The 18,796-nt window shown below is 32.5% G+C and carries 17 protein-coding genes; 8 read left to right on the plus strand and 9 right to left on the minus strand.

The annotated features are described in order from the left end of the window. Positions 1 to 102: 102 nt before the first annotated feature. Positions 103 to 522: a MarR family winged helix-turn-helix transcriptional regulator gene (locus tag ABE048_RS10275; RefSeq protein WP_430311118.1), complete on the minus strand. Its 420-nt coding sequence runs from the start codon at positions 520 to 522 to the stop codon at positions 103 to 105. Between the two features lie 271 nt (positions 523 to 793). Further along, entirely contained in the window at positions 794 to 1,405 is a 612-nt protein-coding gene (locus tag ABE048_RS10280; protein ID WP_430311120.1) for a TetR/AcrR family transcriptional regulator, read from the minus strand. 164 nt (positions 1,406 to 1,569) lie between these two features. Here ABE048_RS10280 and ABE048_RS10285 point away from each other — a divergent pair, with 164 nt between their 5' ends. Then, positions 1,570 to 2,760: a YhgE/Pip domain-containing protein gene (locus ABE048_RS10285; protein WP_430311122.1), complete on the plus strand. Its 1,191-nt coding sequence runs from the start codon at positions 1,570 to 1,572 to the stop codon at positions 2,758 to 2,760. Positions 2,761 to 2,837: 77 nt separating this feature from the next. Beyond that, a complete protein-coding gene (locus ABE048_RS10290) occupies positions 2,838 to 3,038 on the plus strand; it encodes a hypothetical protein (RefSeq protein WP_430311124.1) in 201 nt (66 codons plus the stop codon). A 91-nt stretch (positions 3,039 to 3,129) separates the two neighbouring features. Here the strand turns inward: ABE048_RS10290 and ABE048_RS10295 are convergent, their stop codons facing one another. From ABE048_RS10295 to ABE048_RS10305, 3 genes are all read right to left on the minus strand, one after another. Then, positions 3,130 to 3,612 carry a hypothetical protein gene (locus tag ABE048_RS10295; protein ID WP_430311126.1) on the minus strand — a complete coding sequence of 161 codons (483 nt, stop codon included), beginning with the start codon at positions 3,610 to 3,612 and terminating at the stop codon, positions 3,130 to 3,132. A 14-nt stretch (positions 3,613 to 3,626) separates the two neighbouring features. Next, positions 3,627 to 4,220 (minus strand): hypothetical protein, encoded by a 594-nt coding sequence (locus ABE048_RS10300; protein ID WP_430311128.1) that lies wholly within the window; start codon positions 4,218 to 4,220, stop codon positions 3,627 to 3,629. 203 nt (positions 4,221 to 4,423) lie between these two features. Then, positions 4,424 to 4,597 carry a hypothetical protein gene (locus tag ABE048_RS10305; RefSeq protein WP_430311130.1) on the minus strand — a complete coding sequence of 58 codons (174 nt, stop codon included), beginning with the start codon at positions 4,595 to 4,597 and terminating at the stop codon, positions 4,424 to 4,426. A gap of 670 nt (positions 4,598 to 5,267) precedes the next feature. Between ABE048_RS10305 and ABE048_RS10310 the strand changes: the two genes are divergently transcribed. Both ABE048_RS10310 and ABE048_RS10315 read left to right on the plus strand, forming a co-directional pair. Next, a complete protein-coding gene (locus ABE048_RS10310; protein ID WP_430311131.1) occupies positions 5,268 to 5,444 on the plus strand; it encodes an HNH endonuclease in 177 nt (58 codons plus the stop codon). A 1,388-nt stretch (positions 5,445 to 6,832) separates the two neighbouring features. Continuing rightward, the gene (locus tag ABE048_RS10315) at positions 6,833 to 7,447 is read left to right on the plus strand and encodes a hypothetical protein (protein WP_430311133.1); all 615 of its coding nucleotides are present in this window, start codon (positions 6,833 to 6,835) and stop codon (positions 7,445 to 7,447) included. A gap of 468 nt (positions 7,448 to 7,915) precedes the next feature. Here ABE048_RS10315 and ABE048_RS10320 read toward each other — a convergent pair whose 3' ends face one another. From ABE048_RS10320 to pnuC, 3 genes are all read right to left on the minus strand, one after another. Then, complete coding sequence (locus ABE048_RS10320; protein ID WP_430311135.1) at positions 7,916 to 8,956, minus strand: restriction endonuclease; 1,041 nt, start codon at positions 8,954 to 8,956, stop codon at positions 7,916 to 7,918. Positions 8,957 to 9,206: 250 nt separating this feature from the next. Continuing rightward, positions 9,207 to 10,277, minus strand: coding sequence for a multifunctional transcriptional regulator/nicotinamide-nucleotide adenylyltransferase/ribosylnicotinamide kinase NadR (gene nadR / locus ABE048_RS10325; RefSeq protein WP_430311137.1), 1,071 nt, complete (start codon positions 10,275 to 10,277; stop codon positions 9,207 to 9,209). A 1-nt stretch (position 10,278) separates the two neighbouring features. After that, positions 10,279 to 10,962 (minus strand): nicotinamide riboside transporter PnuC, encoded by a 684-nt coding sequence (gene pnuC, locus ABE048_RS10330; protein WP_430311139.1) that lies wholly within the window; start codon positions 10,960 to 10,962, stop codon positions 10,279 to 10,281. A gap of 372 nt (positions 10,963 to 11,334) precedes the next feature. On the opposite strand from pnuC, the gene ABE048_RS10335 reads away from it, so the two are divergent. The 4 genes from ABE048_RS10335 to ABE048_RS10350 all read left to right on the plus strand — a co-directional run bounded on the left by ABE048_RS10335 (position 11,335) and on the right by ABE048_RS10350 (position 17,394). Continuing rightward, positions 11,335 to 11,613, plus strand: coding sequence for a hypothetical protein (locus ABE048_RS10335; RefSeq protein ID WP_430311140.1), 279 nt, complete (start codon positions 11,335 to 11,337; stop codon positions 11,611 to 11,613). A gap of 368 nt (positions 11,614 to 11,981) precedes the next feature. Continuing rightward, positions 11,982 to 14,594: a phosphoenolpyruvate synthase gene (ppsA, locus tag ABE048_RS10340; protein WP_430311141.1), complete on the plus strand. Its 2,613-nt coding sequence runs from the start codon at positions 11,982 to 11,984 to the stop codon at positions 14,592 to 14,594. 535 nt (positions 14,595 to 15,129) lie between these two features. Further along, entirely contained in the window at positions 15,130 to 16,620 is a 1,491-nt protein-coding gene (locus ABE048_RS10345; protein ID WP_430311143.1) for an Lsa family ABC-F type ribosomal protection protein, read from the plus strand. Positions 16,621 to 17,007: 387 nt separating this feature from the next. Beyond that, the gene (locus tag ABE048_RS10350; protein ID WP_430311144.1) at positions 17,008 to 17,394 is read left to right on the plus strand and encodes a hypothetical protein; all 387 of its coding nucleotides are present in this window, start codon (positions 17,008 to 17,010) and stop codon (positions 17,392 to 17,394) included. A gap of 169 nt (positions 17,395 to 17,563) precedes the next feature. Here ABE048_RS10350 and ABE048_RS10355 read toward each other — a convergent pair whose 3' ends face one another. After that, positions 17,564 to 18,253, minus strand: coding sequence for a diphthine--ammonia ligase (locus ABE048_RS10355; RefSeq protein ID WP_430311146.1), 690 nt, complete (start codon positions 18,251 to 18,253; stop codon positions 17,564 to 17,566). Between the last annotated feature and the right edge of the window lie 543 nt (positions 18,254 to 18,796).

An 18,796-nucleotide genomic window follows, 5' to 3' on the forward strand; every position in this document is an offset into this window, starting at 1 on the left:
AGAATGGGTTCCAAATTAATTTGAATTAATTTGTGTTTTGTAAAAATAAACGTTTTAACTGTTTTGCTCATCCTATTCTGCAAATTTTAATTCAATTTGTAATTATTCCATAGCTTCTTTTATTAGTATTTTTAACATTCTTTCAAATTGTTCTATTTCCTCTGCGGTACATCTTTTTTTCAAATTTGTAATTATATTATTAATATAATTATCATTAAGAGAGTAATACTCCATAAATTTATCTGTTACTTGGAGGTAATATACACGTTTATCTTTTTCGTCATTGAATTTTGTAAGATATCCTTTTTTTATCAATTTGTTGATTCTATAAGTTGCATTCGGTTGTGATATATTAAAAAACTCTGCAAGCTCGCTATAGGTAGGTTTTTTTAAGAAAAATACGACTTCAAGGCATGCCATTTCTACAGCACTTAAATTTTCAATCTCAACTTGGCCGTGAGCGGTCTTTTTATAAAAATTCATAGTAATTTTCATATACAAATCTTCAAAGAGTTCATTCATCTCATTATTTTCTCCTTTCTGTAATAAACTTAAAAAAATTTAATTAAAATATTTTAAGTTTATGTTAAATAAAATGACCTTTGTTGTCAAATGTTATAAAAAAACTAATTAAATAATTAGCTTGAAAACTGTAAGAGAAGAAAAAGGCATCCTACAAGGATAGCCTTTTACAACCCATAAGGACAATTTAAGCTGGAAACTTGTTTCAATTCCAAGCCATTTGAAAGCCACACATAATTCCTATTATCCACTATATAAAAAAATAAAACATTTACTTTTCATGTACATGATTACCAATACCGATTACTTGAATGGGACCCTTTGAGATGATTCTAAAAAGAATAGTGGCCATTTCTTCTGGGGATTGTTTCATCCCAGTGTTTAACCATTGTTGAATTACTCCTATATGAGCAGACGAAATATAAGTTGTCAAAATTTCAATAGGTACAGTTGTTGAAGGATTATTTAACTTTTTAAAGAAGAAGTTTTGAATCATGACTTCTTTTAATTTTTCCTGAAATGATGGGTCCCCATTTGGTCCTAGAATGGCTCTTATAAAGCCAGCATTTTCTTGGATATATTCTAAAATTTTGACGATAAACGGAAATGGTTTTTCGTTTGCGATTAGTATTTCTAAATCGTAAACCTGTACGTCACGTACAGTCTCCAAAATGTTTTTTATGACTTCGTCTTCACATTGTTCCAATAAGTCATATTTGTCCTGATAGTGTAAGTAAAATGTACCTCGGTTAATATTCGCTCTTTCCGTTAAATCTCGAACGGTTATCGCTTCAAAACGCTTCTCTTCCATTAACTCTGTCAATGCTTGTTTAATTTCACTTTTTGTTTTTAGTATTCGACGATCTTGTTTGGATTGAGTCATAAAAACATCTCCTAAATCACTAGATAATGAACATATATTATATAAGTGTTTAAAAATCAACAAGGTGATTTTTATTGTTTATTGTATATTACACTATCTTGAATATAATAAACAGTGTGTTTGTAAATGAACACCATGTTCATTATCTGGAAAGGAGAGATTTGATGAAGAACCAAAAATTTTTAATACTTGCGCCAATAGTTGCGTTGCTCCTGATTTTTATCTTTAGTTGTACGCAAATCCCCGCTGCTCATCAGACACCTAAAAACTTGAAAATTGCGGTTGTCAACGAAGATCAGGGAGTAGGAAAGAATAATGTGGGTGAAACCATTTTGAAAGGGATTCAGCAAGCATCTGAAAAGAAAAAAACGAATGACGAGCCAATGATTAAATGGGTGAACCTAAAAGATCAAGAGGAAATGCAAAAAGGAATGAATGATCAAAGCTATTATGGGGCAATCGTCATTCCATCGGATTTTAGTGAAAAATACATGTCTTTACAAACAAAGTCACCTGTTTCCCCAGAAATTAAACTATTGGTGAATCAAGGGAAAAACGCCAATATAGCAAATGTAGTAAGTCAAGCTTTAAACGGCATAGTTGATAAAATTAACGGAAAAATGAGTGCAGAAATATTAAGTGCATTACAAGCAAAGAATGCAAAATTATCAGTAGAACAGGCTAAAATTTTAACAACACCGATTACAAAAACAACAACAATGATTCATCCAACGGGTACATTAAGTAATGCACCTTTATCTCTGTTCCAACCACTTTGGTTTGGTAGTCTAATAGGAGCAGTTTTTATCTATCTTTCAATGCAAAAACGTAACTTTAACAATCAAAAAGAAAAATTGAAAGCACGATTACTTCAGCTATTGGTTAGCTTGTTGATTGGTGTTGTAGCTGGATTTGGTCTAACTTGGGTGGCATCATCTATACTAGATTATGAGTTTCCAAGTTTTATGGATACAGCGCTATTTTTAACTTTAGCAAGTTGTAGCTTCACATTAATGATATTCGCTGTTTTAAGCTGGATTGGATTTGCGGGTATTCCGATATTTGTATTGTTATTATTCTTCGGTATTCCTTTACTACAAATGACACCAGAAGTAATGCCAACCTTCTATAAGGACTGGATATATCCTTGGATGCCAATGCGCTTTATGATCGAAGGATTACGCCAACTATTCTTCTTTGATGATTCAATAAGTTGGAATACATCAACTATAGTCTTAGCGTGGATTGCAATTGTGAGCTTAGCTTTAGCAATTTTATCTGTTTGGAAACCGAAGAAAGAGCAGGGTGAAGTTGAAGAAACACAAGGTATAGTAGATGAATCCTTAAGTATTTAATAAAAATGCTTTAATAGATTACTTAAAAGAAGGATATAGGGAAGCTTATTATCCAAGTTAACATTTAGAAATAAAATTTGAAAAAATCAAAAAAAGATTTGATGTTATCTTTAGAAAATCAAATTATAATTTGTGATCAAAAAGAATTTCTAGAAGAATTTTATGATGTTGCAATCAAATTCATTGAATTCACTGATTATATAAGTGAAGGGCAATATTCCGATGATTTAAAAGAAGAAATAGTAGTAATTAAAAATTGGAATAAAAAACTTAAATAGGCAAGTGTCAGCAATAAGCGAAGAAAAAAGGCTTCCAATAATGGTTAGCCTTTTTTACACTTAAATTAATGAGCGTTCTCTTCTTACAATGCTATCTATATTTTTTTAGCTTTTCTAAATCTCTTCTAAAATCACTTTTATAAGTGTAATCTGAAATATAATCTAGAAAATACGCAAACTCATTTCCTTTTTCATAGAATGCTTCAATAAATTCTTTAGTTTCGCTAACTAATAGCTGTTCATCTACTGATAAGAGTAAATTACTTTTATTTTTCTTTTCAAACTTAATTTCGATAGGTGTATTAGGGAAATAAATTTCACCTTCTCCATTTTCTAAGAAATTTTCTAATGCATTTTTATAAAAATACCATAATGAATCAATATCATCATATGCTTCAAAATCTTCAATTTTTCCATGAACACCGTTTTCAAATACAATAACACCATCTAAATTTAATAACCCATCTTCAAAAACATCTTTTTTTATAGCAATAATTTCTTTTATTTCTTCTTTTTTCTTAATATTTATAAACTTATCTTCTTCTCGAATATATATATAAGTTTTGATTTTCATTTAATAATTCTCCTTTATTTTTTCACAGGATATAGCTGATGAATATGTCCGTTTTTCACTCCTAATACCCATTCAATACCGTCAACTTTTGCTTTAACTTGTCCAGAAGCATTAGCCGAAATTTCAGATAATTTCTTCTTATTTTTCTTAGCAACAGTGATAGCAACGTTTTCAATATCTTTTATAGAATATCGAGAATCATAATACGTCTGTTTCTTTTTTTCAGAACCATTCCAATATTTAGGGTGATGTCTTTCTAACATATGTTTCATATCTGTCTTAGTTAGTTTATAAGTTTTCGTTCCGGTTTTAAATGTTGTACCTTTATAATGTTTTAATGCATTCACTACTTTATCTTTTGGTACTTTTTTAAAAGTTTTACTACCTACTTTAATTAATTTTGTTGCACCTTGTATAATTAATCTACCTACTAATGCTATCCAAGCATCAGCTTTTTGATAACCAATTACTAATTCTTTATTATTTTCTACAGAATTTGCAAAGCTTATATTATCCGAAAAATCCTCTTTTTCTTTATAATACACACTCGGAGAAAATACTGTAAGAATCAAACAGAAAATAATCGAAAAAACAATTTTCTTTTTCAAAAAAAGCCCTCCTGAAAACAATCTTTTTATAAAAGCCTATCTAAAGGGGAATATGATGTAAATGATATTTTAGAAAAAGAAAACTTTATATTTATTACCTTCTAAATACTATAAATATTTAGAAGGTAATATCCGACAAAAATCGACAAGGCTATATCTATACTACTACTAAAAAAGGCAGCTAATAAGCTACCCTCTAAGAATTACATATTATTTTTTAGATATTGTTCTTCTCTTAATTTTTCTGCTTTAGAACGTCTATCAATGCAGAAATATTCAATTGAAATTCTATTCAAAAGAATACACCTTGCTTCAGGTTCTAATTTGTTAATTTCTTTTCCAATTTCTTCGAATGTTTCATTAATGTTTTTCATCATCAATCAAATCCTTTCTAATTAGGGCGTAATTAAACGCTCTGTATAAATTCAATATAAATTCAATATAAATAAAATTTAAAAAGGATTGATGTTTTTATTATAGCATGTAATTGGTAGACGAAAATATCACTATCCAAAATTATAAAAATATAAACACATTATAAATAATAACGTACAAAATAACCCCATAAGAAATGTGAGAATTCTTTTTATTAATATTGGAGAAAGCTTAAAGGTAACGTCGAATATCAGTTCAATTAAACTTGAAGAACCACCTGTATAAAGATTATTAAAATCTTTTTTCTTTCCAAATATAGTAAACCACATAACAGCTAATCCAATTATTGAGAGTATCGTAAAAACAACGTTTTCCATATTTTAGCAACCCCTAATGATGTATACTTTCATATTAATCTATACATAACACTAAAGAAAACTATAACTTTGGCTGAATGTAGCGATAGCTGCATTTAGTCAAAGGCAGTGAGCACATATAACACAAACTGAAAAAGAACATTTATTCAAATCACGTATAGGCCAGGGAAAGTTTAAAAAGTTACTGATCGATCGTTAGTGTAAATGTGCATTATGTGGTGTAACAGATCCGCGAGTTCTAATTACGAGTCATATTAAAACATGAAGCGCTTCGATAAATGTGGAGCGACTTGATGTGAATAATGGATTATTACTTTGCCCGAATCATGATGAATTGTTTGATAAACATTTAATTTCGTTTGATATAAATGGAAAGATTGTGATATCTCAATCATTAAATGAAACAGCTCGCGTATTTTTGAATGTAAATAATGAGTTGCGAGTTAAGTTTAATGAAAAGCAGTTGAGTTGAGTTATATGGAGGGAATCACCAAAATTTAATTTAATGAATGTTATAAAAATACAATGAAAATAAGTAGGTGCTTAATATGACTTTAAGCGTAAATCAAGCAGTGGGCGCCGGTTCTTCGTTCAATTGGTGATTTTTTAAGTTTAAAATTATTGAAGCATCGATTACAAATGCTAATATAAGTGTTCTAACATAAACCAGATTTCGACTCATATAGTATCTAGATAATGAATAAATTTTTATTATCAAGATTGTTTAAATTGGGGGATGGTTTCGTTTATTCAGGGGGACTTACTTTCTATTTTACAATTGAGTACTGGGCTATTTTGGATTCTAACTTATATTCTAATAATTATACGTGGGTTTCAAGATAAAAATTATGGAATGCCTATGGTAGCCATTTGTGCAAATATATCATGGGAATTTATTTTTACATTCATTTTCCCTCCTTCAGGATCACAAATAATCATAACATTTATCTGGTTTTTACTGGATATTATTATTTTGATGCAATTTCTAATTTATGGACGAAAGGACATCAAGAAGGGGATTTCTGTAGAGTATTTTTACTTGTCATTTTTCATAACTCTCGTACTCAGTTTTCTTATCATAATTGCGATGACATTTGAGTTTAATGATGTTGAAGGGAAATATGCTGCTTTTTCACAAAATTTAATGATGTCTGGTCTATTTATTTCTCTATTATTAAGTAGAGGTAACTTAAGCGGTCAATCTATCTATATCGCGTTTTTTAAAATGTTAGGAAGCTTATTTGCTGCTATTGCATTTTTTATTTATTTTAGAACGAATCTGATTATGATGCTTTCGATTGCTACTTTCATATACGACTGGATTTATATCTTTCAATTGCGAAAGTTTTATAGAAAAAATAGATTTAAGATCAATTAATAAGCGAATTTTGCTATTTATATAGTTTGTACTAAAAAAGGTTTAATGCAACGACTCCTTACAGGGAAAATTCGTGTAAAGGTTGATAATGATGAAAAGGGCTGTGAATGCAGTCCTTTTTATTATTTCCATATTTTGTGTGATAAAGAAAATGCATTTATTAAATGAGTAGGGGATGTGTCATAGTATGAATATGAAACGGGGCGTTACTTATCTTCAATTGATTATTGATCTATCGTGATTTCTACAATACTACTTAGGTATTAAGGGGTATTTTATAGTCAATAATTAATGTGTGAAAGCTAAAAATTTAGTAAAAATTTAAAAATGGATAGGAAGATGTTTCTATCTTATAATCCGTATTCAGTAAATTTATCCTGTTTTAGTGATGTTAAGTAAATAGTGGGTTTTATTATGGTAAAATAAATTATCAATGATAAAAATTGGATAAAAGATAATACGAAAAGGATGGTAAGAACTTTATGAAACAACGAAGTAAGAAATTCAAAAAAGGTATCGTTATGTCAATGGTACTTGCATGTAGCTTAGTATTTGGGACAGTAGGTGCTTCAGCGGCAAGTAGCGCTACATCCACAAGTAAAACGGTTAAAACAGCAAGTACTACACCGGTAGTTTCAAAAAAGGGAGTAATCACTTTACCTAAGAAATTTAAAACAAAAACAGTTATGACCGAATTAAGACCAGAAGCTGCAAAACTAATCAAAATTTACGGTACTTCTTTAGGTGACGGAAAAACAGATAATTTTAAAGCATATGCGCAAAAACACTTAGTTGCCAAAACAAGTACTAACTATATGCTTGGATATGGTTATTCGTTGGATAATTACAAATATAAAGTAAAAGGTACTCGTAAAGCGAATTCAAAAGCAAAGATTGCAAGCTATTCTAAGGCTGTAAAAAAAGTCACAACATCTCAAATAAAAAATGAAGATTCTTATGTTGGTACTGGATTTGCAACTTTTGAGTTTTCTTTCCAACCAAAAAACTATAGCCCAATGAACAGAATCAACGTTTATTTGAAATTTAGCCAATTACAAAATGGAAAGTATGTATTAGAAACTATAAGCTATTTTTAAGTCAAGCGATATTAGAATCTAGTAAACCTAACAGTCTACTAAATGCTTTAGCATTTTAAATTGGTAATAAGATATAGTGTTTGCCAAGTTTTTTATCTAAAAGTTTAAAATAATACGAGCTTCAATTTAACAAAATAGCAAATTAGCGATACGACTTAATCAAAATTATGTGTTATTTTCACATAATTTTAGTTAAGTCGTATTTTACTTTAACCAAATAATCATTAAACCACTATTGAAGGTTACTTATGAACAAATTCGTGCATATGTAACACAAGGGGACCAACTACCTAATTTACCGTTCGATGTACTAAAATCAGCGGTCTTTTTAATTAATTCATTTAATAATTTCTAATAATTATTCACGCAAAAAACAAATGGAGTAGGTGAGGAAGAGTATAAAAATAATATTAAAAGGCGATTAAAGAAGATTGGGTCTTCTCAAATCGCCTTTATTTGATAATCTTTTTATGTAGTCATCGCTTTATATACTAGTAGTTTTAGTTCATCACGATCGATTAACATTACGTTAGTATTCTTTGCTAATTGAATTGCGTTTGCGGTGAAGTAGCTATTAGTCACTACCCAAGCTTTATTTGCTTTATAATACGCCTGTGCAGCATAGATTTCTTGCACAGCGCTGTTTCCAATATTTCCCTTATACCGTTTCGCTTGAACTACTATTGAAATGTTGTCTTTCTCTAATATTAGGTCAGCGCCATAATCCCCAGATTTTTGGGTGACTGATGAGATAAAACCTAATTTACTAAAGATATTTGCTAAATATTCTTCAAATGCATAGCCATCTAAAGAATCAATATTAGCAAATTCTTCGTTTAATTCTTTCTTTGTAAAAATAATTTTTTCAATCTTTTGTTCGACAACTTGCTCTTCTGGTTTAGTATCAAGTTTTTCGCTATTGGAAACAACTTGGGGTACATCAAATTGGAATGTATCCTTTATAGTAATGGAGATAAGTATCAATATAAGTGAGAAATAAACACTAATTTCTATAAAATAGATACCACCAAATAGTAAAGAATGACTTTTATCTGCTACTGTTAAGCAAATGATTAAAGTCAATATTTCACAAACCCCAAAAATTTTATAAAATAGCTTTTCAAACTCTTTACTATTCATCTTAGGAGATGTTAATAAAACAAATTTAGAGGTTTTTGAAATTTTTCCATTTGCATCTATTTTATCAGTTTGCTTGTATGAAAATAAGTCGTTCGTTTTGATTTTAAATACTTTGCAAACTAACATGTAGATTCCATTAATAAATGAGTGACAAAGTAAAAATATACCCCAAAGCAGAATTACTCCAGCTACTATCACTACTGAATATAATATAATAGCCTTGAAAAACGTAATAATATACGAATTTTTTGATTCAATTGAAGGAAGGTTAACGTAGATAAATAGCAACCATAACCATAGTCCATAGACTGAAGCTGCAATAAATAAGCATTTTAAAATAATAAAATTAATAATATATAATTTTTTCATAAACTAAATCACTTTCAAAATATATTAAGAGTTTTAATATACCATGTGAAAGCGAAAGATATAAATTTACAGTAAATTCAAATATCGTTAAATTTTCAGGATGTAAATCGATTCAAAAAATTTATTTATTATAATGAGGCAAGTGCGATTTTTATGTATTTGAATGTCCTTGTGTTTGTTCGAAAAAGTAAGAGTTCGCATCCAATTCGTCAGGGGGATACACGCGCTCCTTCTAATATAATATATGCCATTATAGTACCTTCTTGATAATTTCTACACATTTTTCGTAACGTTTTAGTCGGTCAGGTTCATCAACAATGATTAAGTCGATTCCGTATTCCGCGTAAATACTTTTCAAAAACGTATTCCTTACTTTTCGCTCCGCCTCTTCTATAGGTCTTCGTGTACCATCGAGTTCATGGTAATTGTGCGGTTCGATATAGATGTAAGTATCTATTTTCTCCTCTCTTCCGGAAATTAATTGGTCAAGTAGTACGGAAGGTTGACCGAAACTTCTTGAGTAGAAATATTGCGTGTAGACTAAATCCGTATCTACTAATAATACTTTGTTCGATTCCTTCGACGCTTCATTCATGATATGGCAATGCCCTATGGCAATTTTAGGATAATCGCTTTCTTCATCGACACCGCTGAAATTATTCAGCTCGTCGTAGTACGTTCTTCCGTACTCTGCAATACTATTTGTATCAAACCTTCTCGCTAACATCTTGATAAGGTGCGTTTTTCCCGCGGATTCAATTCCACAAATTGCAACTCTCTTCGTATAATACTCGCGAACTGCTTTCGGTAGGAAATCCCACATTTCGTAAATCCCATTGGTTCTAATATCTGTAGCAGAAACAAAAACATCTATTCGTCCGTAATCTAAAACTACGTGCTTACTTTCCGGAAGATATTTTGCAAAGTATTCTTCGTAGGTAAATTCACTACTAAATACCATGTCAATTCTCCCTCCGACTTTCTCGAGCAACTCTGCATAGGAAATTAAAATAGAAGGATCGTTCATGTAATCGTCGGAACGCCTTTCATATTGAGAAAATACGCGGATATTAGGGAAATCTTTTAGTTCGCGGGAAATCCAACGTTCCCGGACTTTATTCGATACCCATTTGAAGGAAGCTCCTTTGCATAATGATTTATCGTAATCATCATCATAACCTACGACAACGAAAAGGATATCTACCATTGATTGTGCTTTTAAGATACAACTTAGATGTCCCTTATGGAAGGGGAGAAACTTCCCTCCGTAGACACCAATTGTTTTTCCTTTGTATTCTGAAACTTCTACTCCGTAGTTCATACTATTTTCCCTCCTTAGAAATGCGCAGCCAGTTGATATATCCGTAAATTGCGTTAATTAGGAATGCAATCCACATCACTAATACCGCCCAGTCATTTCCTCCGCTTGAAACAAGCGTTACAATCCAAAGAGAAATCGTTAGAACATCTACGACAATCCACATTACCCATTGTTCAGCGTATCGGAATAAAAGTAGGAACTGTGCAATTACAGAAAGAACAACTGCAAGGCTATCTAATCGTACTTGTTGTGCATTAAAGAAGAATAGAATTTCCGCGTAAGCAATCCAACCAACTGCTATGATTACTCCTAAGATAATCCACTGCTTCTTACTTAACCGTTTCGCATAAACTTCTTCCCCGTTTACCGCGTCATTTACTGATTTCTTGTGCTTAATCCATGCGAAGAATGCAATAAATTGAATAGGTGCATAGAAGAGGATATTGAGCATAGCTTCTCCATATAATCCGTAACCGTAAGCGACATATCCATAAGCAATTGCATTCACAAGTCCAAAATAGAAATTCGATATCTTACCTTTCGCAACTAAGACGACGCAAATAATTCCGGTGATAGATGAAATAAAACCAATTAGTGTGTCCTTCCAAATAAAACTTAGTGTAACGATAACTGCGGTTGAAATGATTAACCATAATTTCTCGAACAAAGTCCAATTCTTTAACATATACTTCCCCCTATACTATTTTAATTACTCTTTTTTCTATTTTATTCTGCGACTACTTTTCCTACCTCTACGTGTAAGTTCGTGGGTAAGGGCAGTTAAGTCTCGATAATGCAGTAGATACAATTGTTCTTTTATCCGGTCTTCCTTTCAATAATCGTACTGAGAAAGGTGATTATGTAAGTGTCGTGACAAATTTTTAAGAGATAAATCGAATAATTACTTTTCAGGCTGGATGATTAAGGGTTTTATTCTCTTATTCCAAAATAAGAATGATATAGAATAAGATAATGAATGGCGAGATGGGCCCTAGTATGTTATGGAAATCGAATTATATGACGAAGACTATACACTCTAAGAAATGGAGCATTTACCATGTATTCGGCTTTTAATTTCGAATATAATGATATCCAAAATTGGTCCATCGGCTGTTCCCCATCGAATCACTGGCGATTCTATTATCCACTACGTAATCCAGATATCATGGACATACAAGAGGATGGAGGGTTCTTGCACATCGAAGCACAGGACCAAGAAGCAAGTGATCGATATTATTGGGGTGTTCAATCAATTACAATCAAGAGAATTCCACTTACTCAGGTGACTGCTGACAATGTTGTTGAGGGGATTTTTGGTACTTTTGATAATTTTTAATAAGTATAACATTTTTTGCCTTTCTGTAGTTCTGTTAAAATGGGAAGCTTTGATTCAATCGTGAATTGTTTTGAGTACTTATGCCAATGGGCAGGGGATTTTATTAAGAATTTGATAACTCAAATTAATATAAGATATTATATGGGGAATAAAAGGAAAAAGTTGTTTTAAACAGTGGGCTAAAAGGCATTTGAGCTACTTTCGAGTGGATGAACCGAGGCATCAGTTTACTACTGTATGGTAAGGTTTCGCTTTTTTGTACTCTTCCTACTTTAATTATACCATATAAAAAATGGTCAATATAGACTGTTTATTCCCATTTATTACTGCTAAAATCAATAACACATTAATGGTTAGGAGCGATGCAGATGAGTTCTTTGGTTATCGATTTTCAGGAGATAGATAAAACACAGCTATTGCTCGTTGGCGGAAAAGGGTTGAATTTAGGGGAATTATCAAAAATTCAAGGAATACAAGTACCAGAAGGATTTTGTGTTACAACAGAGGGATATCAAAAAGCCATCGAACATAACGAAATGTATCGTTCTTTGTTGGATCGCCTAACAATGCTAAAAGTAGAAGAACGAGATCAAATTGGTGAAATCAGCAAGAAGATTAGACAAATTATTATGGAAGTAGAAATTCCTTCCGATGTTGCGTGCGTAGTTGCTGACTATCTCTCAAAGTTTGGCGATGAACATGCTTATGCAGTGCGTTCTAGTGCGACCGCTGAAGATTTGCCACATGCCTCCTTTGCTGGTCAACAAGACACCTATTTAAATATCATCGGAAAAGAAGCCATCTTGCAGCATATTAGAAAATGTTGGGCTTCTCTTTTCACGGATCGCGCGGTAATCTACCGTATACAAAATGGATTTGACCACAGTCAAGTTTATTTATCCGTTATCGTTCAAAGGATGGTTTTCCCACAGGCTTCAGGGATTTTATTTACCGCTGATCCGATTACCTCTAACCGAAAGTTACTATCAATCGATGCCAGTTTTGGGCTAGGTGAAGCACTGGTCTCTGGATTGGTCTCTGCCGATTGTTATAAAGTACAGGAAGATAAAATCGTCGATAAGATGATAGCAACCAAAAAATTGGCCATCTATGCACGAAAAGAAGGAGGAACAGAGACCGTGCCGATCGATCCTGATCAGCAAATGACTCAAACACTTACAGAACAACAAATATTACAACTAGCGCGTATCGGAAGACAGATCGAAGCTTATTTTGGTTGCCCGCAAGATATCGAATGGTGTTTGGTAGACGACACATTTTATATTGTCCAGAGTCGTCCCATCACGACTTTATACCCCATCCCTGAAGCAAATGATCAAGAAAATCACGTCTATTTATCTGTTGGTCATCAACAAATGATGACCGATCCCATGAAACCGTTGGGATTGTCTTTTTTCCTTTTAACGACTCCTGCATCCATGCGTAAAGCCGGTGGAAGGTTGTTTGTTGATTGCACACATCATCTGGCTTCACCTGACAGCAGAAAAGCTTTATTAAATACCATGGGACAACACGATCCACTTATGAAAGACGCACTAATGACCGTATTAGAGCGAGATTTTATTAAATTGTTACCAAATGATAAGGAAGAACAGAGTCCCGGTAAAAGCAATAAAGGTGTGACGCCTGAGGGTTCTCAAGCACAAATCGAAAACAATCCGACGATCGTTTCTGATTTGATCAAAAGTAGTCAATCGTCGATAGAAGAGTTAAAACAAAACATCCAAACGAAATCAGGATCAGATTTGTTTGATTTTATTCTAGAAGATATCCAGGAATTAAAGAGGATTTTATTTAACCCACAGAGTTCGCGTGTATTTATGGCTGCTATGAATGCTTCATCATGGATCAATGAAAAAATGGAGAAGTGGTTAGGTGAAAAAAACGTAGCAGACACGCTTTCTCAATCTGTACCAAACAATATTACTTCGGAAATGGGTCTGGCACTATTGGATGTCGCAGATGTGATTCGTCCTTATCCAGAAGTAATTAATTATTTACAACACGTAAAAGATGATAACTTTTTGGATGATCTGCTTAAGTTTGAAGGTGGATCCGAAACCCGGAACGCTATCTATGATTATCTCAGCAAATACGGAATGCGATGTAGTGGAGAAATCGATATCACTAAAACTCGTTGGAGCGAAAAACCAACTACACTTGTCCCCATGATTCTAGGTAACATCAAAAACTTCGAGCCGAATGCTAGCAATCGGAAATTTGAGCAAGGGCTGCATGTTGCTTTGAAAAAAGAACAAGAGTTATTAGATCGACTGAAGCAATTACCAGATGGTGCACAAAAAGCTAAAGAAACAAAACGAATGATTGACCTAATCCGGAATTTCATCGGTTATCGTGAATATCCAAAATATGGCATGATTCATCGCTACTTTGTTTATAAGCAGGCTTTACTGAAAGAAGCCGAACAACTCGTACAAGTGGGCGTTATTCATGAAAAAGAAGATATATTCTATCTTACTTTTGAAGAACTTCACGAAGTCGTACGCATAAATAAACTAGATTACCAGATTATCTGCAAACGAAAAGACGAGTACAAATTATATGAAAAACTAACTCCACCACGTGTTATCACGTCTGATGGTGAAATCACTGTAGGGGAGTACAAACGAGAAAATCTCCCAGCCGAAGCGATTGTGGGTCTTCCTGTTTCTTCCGGAGTTATAGAGGGAAGAGCACGTGTCATCTTAAACATAGAAGATGCTGATTTAGAAGATGGAGATATATTAGTCACCTCATTTACTGACCCTAGCTGGACACCATTGTTTGTATCCATAAAAGGCCTAGTCACCGAAGTTGGTGGACTGATGACCCATGGAGCAGTTATCGCTCGTGAATATGGCTTACCAGCAGTTGTCGGAGTGGAGAATGCTACCAAACTGATAAAAGATGGGCAACGAATTCGCGTGCATGGAACAGAAGGATATATCGAAATATTGTAATTGCTGAATACGTCCAGTTTTAATTAGAAACACCGCTCGTGAAATTGCTTTCCATAAAAAAGAATGTTACACTAAAAATAGAATAATGAAAGGACTGATGGATGAATAATGATTAACTAATCTGTATTTAAAAATTTGAAATTAATAACTTCAAACTACAAAATATAGGGTTAGTCTGTCCATTTTTATAAATCAGTTCATACTTTATTTGTCATGATTCCCATGATTAATAAGAACTTATAAAGTATAAGTGAAATACTAATCCTTCCGATTACAAATTGGGAGGATTTTTTTATTCTCTTATAGGTAAGTTGATACTTATCCCGCACTAACGGGCAGTTTCACTTTATTAATCCGTATCTGTAACCTAACAAATAAAGGAGAGATAAAAATGAGTGATTCAGACAATATTGTTACACATGTAATGCTCTATATAAGTCGTTAATATCCATCAAACTTATATAGAGGAATTAAAAAAATAGATGGATATTCCGACTTTATATGAAAAGTTTTGATATATAAAGGAGGAATTATTATGTCAATGATAAATGTTCAAGACTTAACTTTTTCATACCCAGGTAGCTTTGATAATATTTTTGAAGGTGTAAACTTTCAAATAGATACGGATTGGAAACTAGGGTTTATTGGTAGAAACGGACGAGGTAAAACGACATTCTTTAATTTATTATTAGGTAATTATGAGTATAGTGGGAAGATCACTTCTTCGGTAGAATTTAATTATTTCCCTTACCCAGTTTCGGATAAGAACAAGTTCACTCATGAAATCCTTGAAGAAATTTGTCCTCATGCAGAAGATTGGGAATTTCTGCGTGAAATATCCTATTTAAGTGTTGATGCCGAGGCCATGTATCGACCATTTAAAACATTATCAAATGGAGAACAAACAAAGGTGTTGCTTGCTGCACTATTTTTGAATGAGGGTCAATTTCTATTAATTGATGAGCCAACAAATCATCTAGATACTGATGCACGAAAGATGGTCTCTGATTATCTAAGGAAGAAAAAAGGGTTTATTTTAATTTCACATGACAGAATCTTTTTAGATGGATGCGTTGACCATATCTTATCTATAAATAGAGCAAATATTGAAGTTCAAAGTGGTAACTATTCCACTTGGAAGTTAAATTTTGATAGACAGCAGGAATACGAAGAGGCTACAAATGAGCGTCTACAAAAAGACATAGGGAGATTAAAAAAGTCTGCAAAGTCGTCAGCAGGTTGGTCTCATCAAGTGGAAGCTTCCAAAAATGGAACAACGAATTCAGGATCTAAGTTAGATAAGGGTTTTGTAAGTCATAAAGCTTCCAAGATGATGAAGAGAGCGAAGAACCTTGAAGCAAGGCAACAAAAAGCAATTGAAGAAAAGTCAAAATTACTAAAAAATGTGGAGAAAACTGAGTCGTTAAAATTAGAACAATTAAAATTTCAGTCAAATGAATTGGTTGTTTTGACTGATGTGTCTGTTAAGTATGGTGACCAAATAGTAAATGAACCAATTAACTTCAAAGTTGAACAAGGGGAGCGAATTATACTTGATGGAAAGAATGGAAGCGGGAAAAGTAGTATCTTAAAACTAATTCTTGGAAATCCAATACAGCATACAGGTACAGTTAATTTAGGTTCAGGACTCATAATTTCCTATGTCCAACAAGATACTTCTCATTTGAAGGGATTGTTATCGGATTTTATTGAAGAACACGAGATTGATGAGACGTTATTTAAATCCATCCTACGTAAGATGGATTTTGAACGAATTCAATTTGAGAAAGATATATCTACTTATTCTGGTGGACAAAAGAAAAAGCTGCTTATCGCTAAAAGTTTATGTGAAAAAGCTCATTTATATATATGGGATGAACCATTAAATTTTATTGATATTTATTCGCGAATGCAGATTGAAGAGCTTATTCAACAATTTAATCCCACAATGGTTATTGTTGAGCATGATAAGGCATTTCAACAAACAGTTGCAACAAAAACTATAACTATAAGAAATAATCAATAAATCAAGTCATTAGACTATAGACGCTTTAATGGAGTGATGAAAAAGCCTAATTTCTCTACAATAAATTGAGAAATTAGGCTTTTTAATAAGAAGAGTAAGATACATATTAACAGAATGCACTTATAAAGATGTTTTGGTTTGAATGATACAGGATTATTTGTGTAATATTACCAATTGGGAATATAAACTAAAGGATAAAGTCACTACTTGGTTTATCTCTTTCTTCAACTATCGGGGCATATAATTGAACAATACCTTTAAAAAATTTCTGGGTATTTATGTTAAAATTCAGGTGAGATTGTGAAGAAATTTACTTAAACTATCGGGGCAGGATTGTTTAACAAAAGGGATTTTTAAATACATTAGTAACACATAAGGATGTGAAATATGAGTATTGCAGTAGAAGTATTAAAAAGTAACTATGAAGGCAAAGAAGGTAGTTTTATTTATTTTTTACACGAAGAATGTAAATTTAATAAGAGTGCTTTTTGGGATTATTACAACTGTATAATAGATTTAACAAATGAAACTCTAATTCAAGATAACTTAGATAAAGAATTGTCCGTGATGTTAAGTAAAACGTATGTGTTTATTATGAGAAGTCTTCTATGGCATTTTCATCCCAAAGATATGTATAAGGTAAAAGGTGTACCTAAGAATAAATTAAGCCTATATATTGAACGATTAGAAATTGCATACTTAGGATACTTCAAAGGTGAAGTTTTTAAGGAAGAACTACATGATGAAAATTTAATGAATCCAAGATTTAAATGATAGTCTTTTCAACTAACGGGGGCTTTTCTCTCGCATATCTGTGTAGAAAGGATTATAAAAATTATCAAATTTTATAAAAGGATGTTTCAATTCAATATAGAAAAAGCGTGTTTTGATCATTTTTCAAAACATGCTTTTTCTATTTGCACTTTTATCAAGGTTTATAAAGTTACTGATCTAGCTCCAAGGGCAAAAAAGCATATTCTCCATCCTTAAAAATCTCACATTTACGAACTGGAATAGGATGTTTAAAAATGGGCCCATTTAGTACTGTGGTATGGAACTCTCCACCTTCTCCGCAGGGGTCGATACCACGAGCTTCAAGCTCCTTCACGTATTCATGAGTTAACGTTCGCCCTAAATCGTCCTCTCGCATTCCAAGTGATAAATTTACAGTTACAATGATCGTTACAAATCCTAAATCTATGAACTCTTCGACAGCTTCATGATGGTTCATTTCCCATAAGGGCATTCCAAGTTTTAATCCAGCATACTTCGTAACCTTTTCATGCCAACAGCCATGTGCAGGCATATCTAAGTCTCCAGTTACTAACACTTCTGATCCTTGATTTTTAGCCTTTTCTAAAAGACGTATAAATACTTTTTCATAATCTGTCCAACTTGCAGCAGCAGTATATACGGGCAAACCTATAGATTTAGCTTGGGCATGTATGAGTTCCGGAGGCATTCCGTGGGATCTAGAACGTTTCCCTTCTTCCTCCAGCATGACAATCAGTCCAACCGCTTCTCCAACCATCATTGCTTTATATAGAGCTAATGCACTATCCTTTCCTCCGCTAAAAGAAGCTATAAATTTTTGCCCGTGAGCACTATTTTTCCAATCCATTAATTCTGCCATTTATTTCTTTCCCCTTTATTTTAATGACTTTTTCACTATTCTGTTATTAGCCAATATAATATTTCATATATGAGTTTTCAAAGCTCTATTTGTTTGTATGATATTTTATCACGATTGGACCTTACAGATAGACTATTATGCATCCTGATAAAAAAAGACTTGAAATTCTAATGATGAATAAAAGAGAAGCTCATCTCAATAAAACTACTTCATTCGACAGAGAAATGAGTGTCATATCACTAAAAGAGGTTCTTCCGGTATTGAATTAAAGGGCGCTTTTCTGTAACAAGGAACAGCGCTTATTTTCATTAAAGGGACCATTCAATGGAGGAAGAATCTCAAGAAAAAATAAACATAGATTAGCAAAATAGAACTTTGAGTTTTTGGGCTTGAATAGCAATTGCATTGTTGTAATAAGTAGTTTATCCTATACAATTTAACATTAACTTATTTCGAATGCTCGTTTGGTTTGATATGATAATAATACCCATTCTATTGTAGAAATGGAATAAGGAGGATGTGTTATCGAACGTAGAATTTTAT

Origin of the sequence: Rummeliibacillus pycnus, assembly GCF_050459865.1 — a bacterium.
Classification (GTDB): Bacteria; Bacillota; Bacilli; order Bacillales_A; family Planococcaceae; genus Rummeliibacillus; species Rummeliibacillus pycnus_B.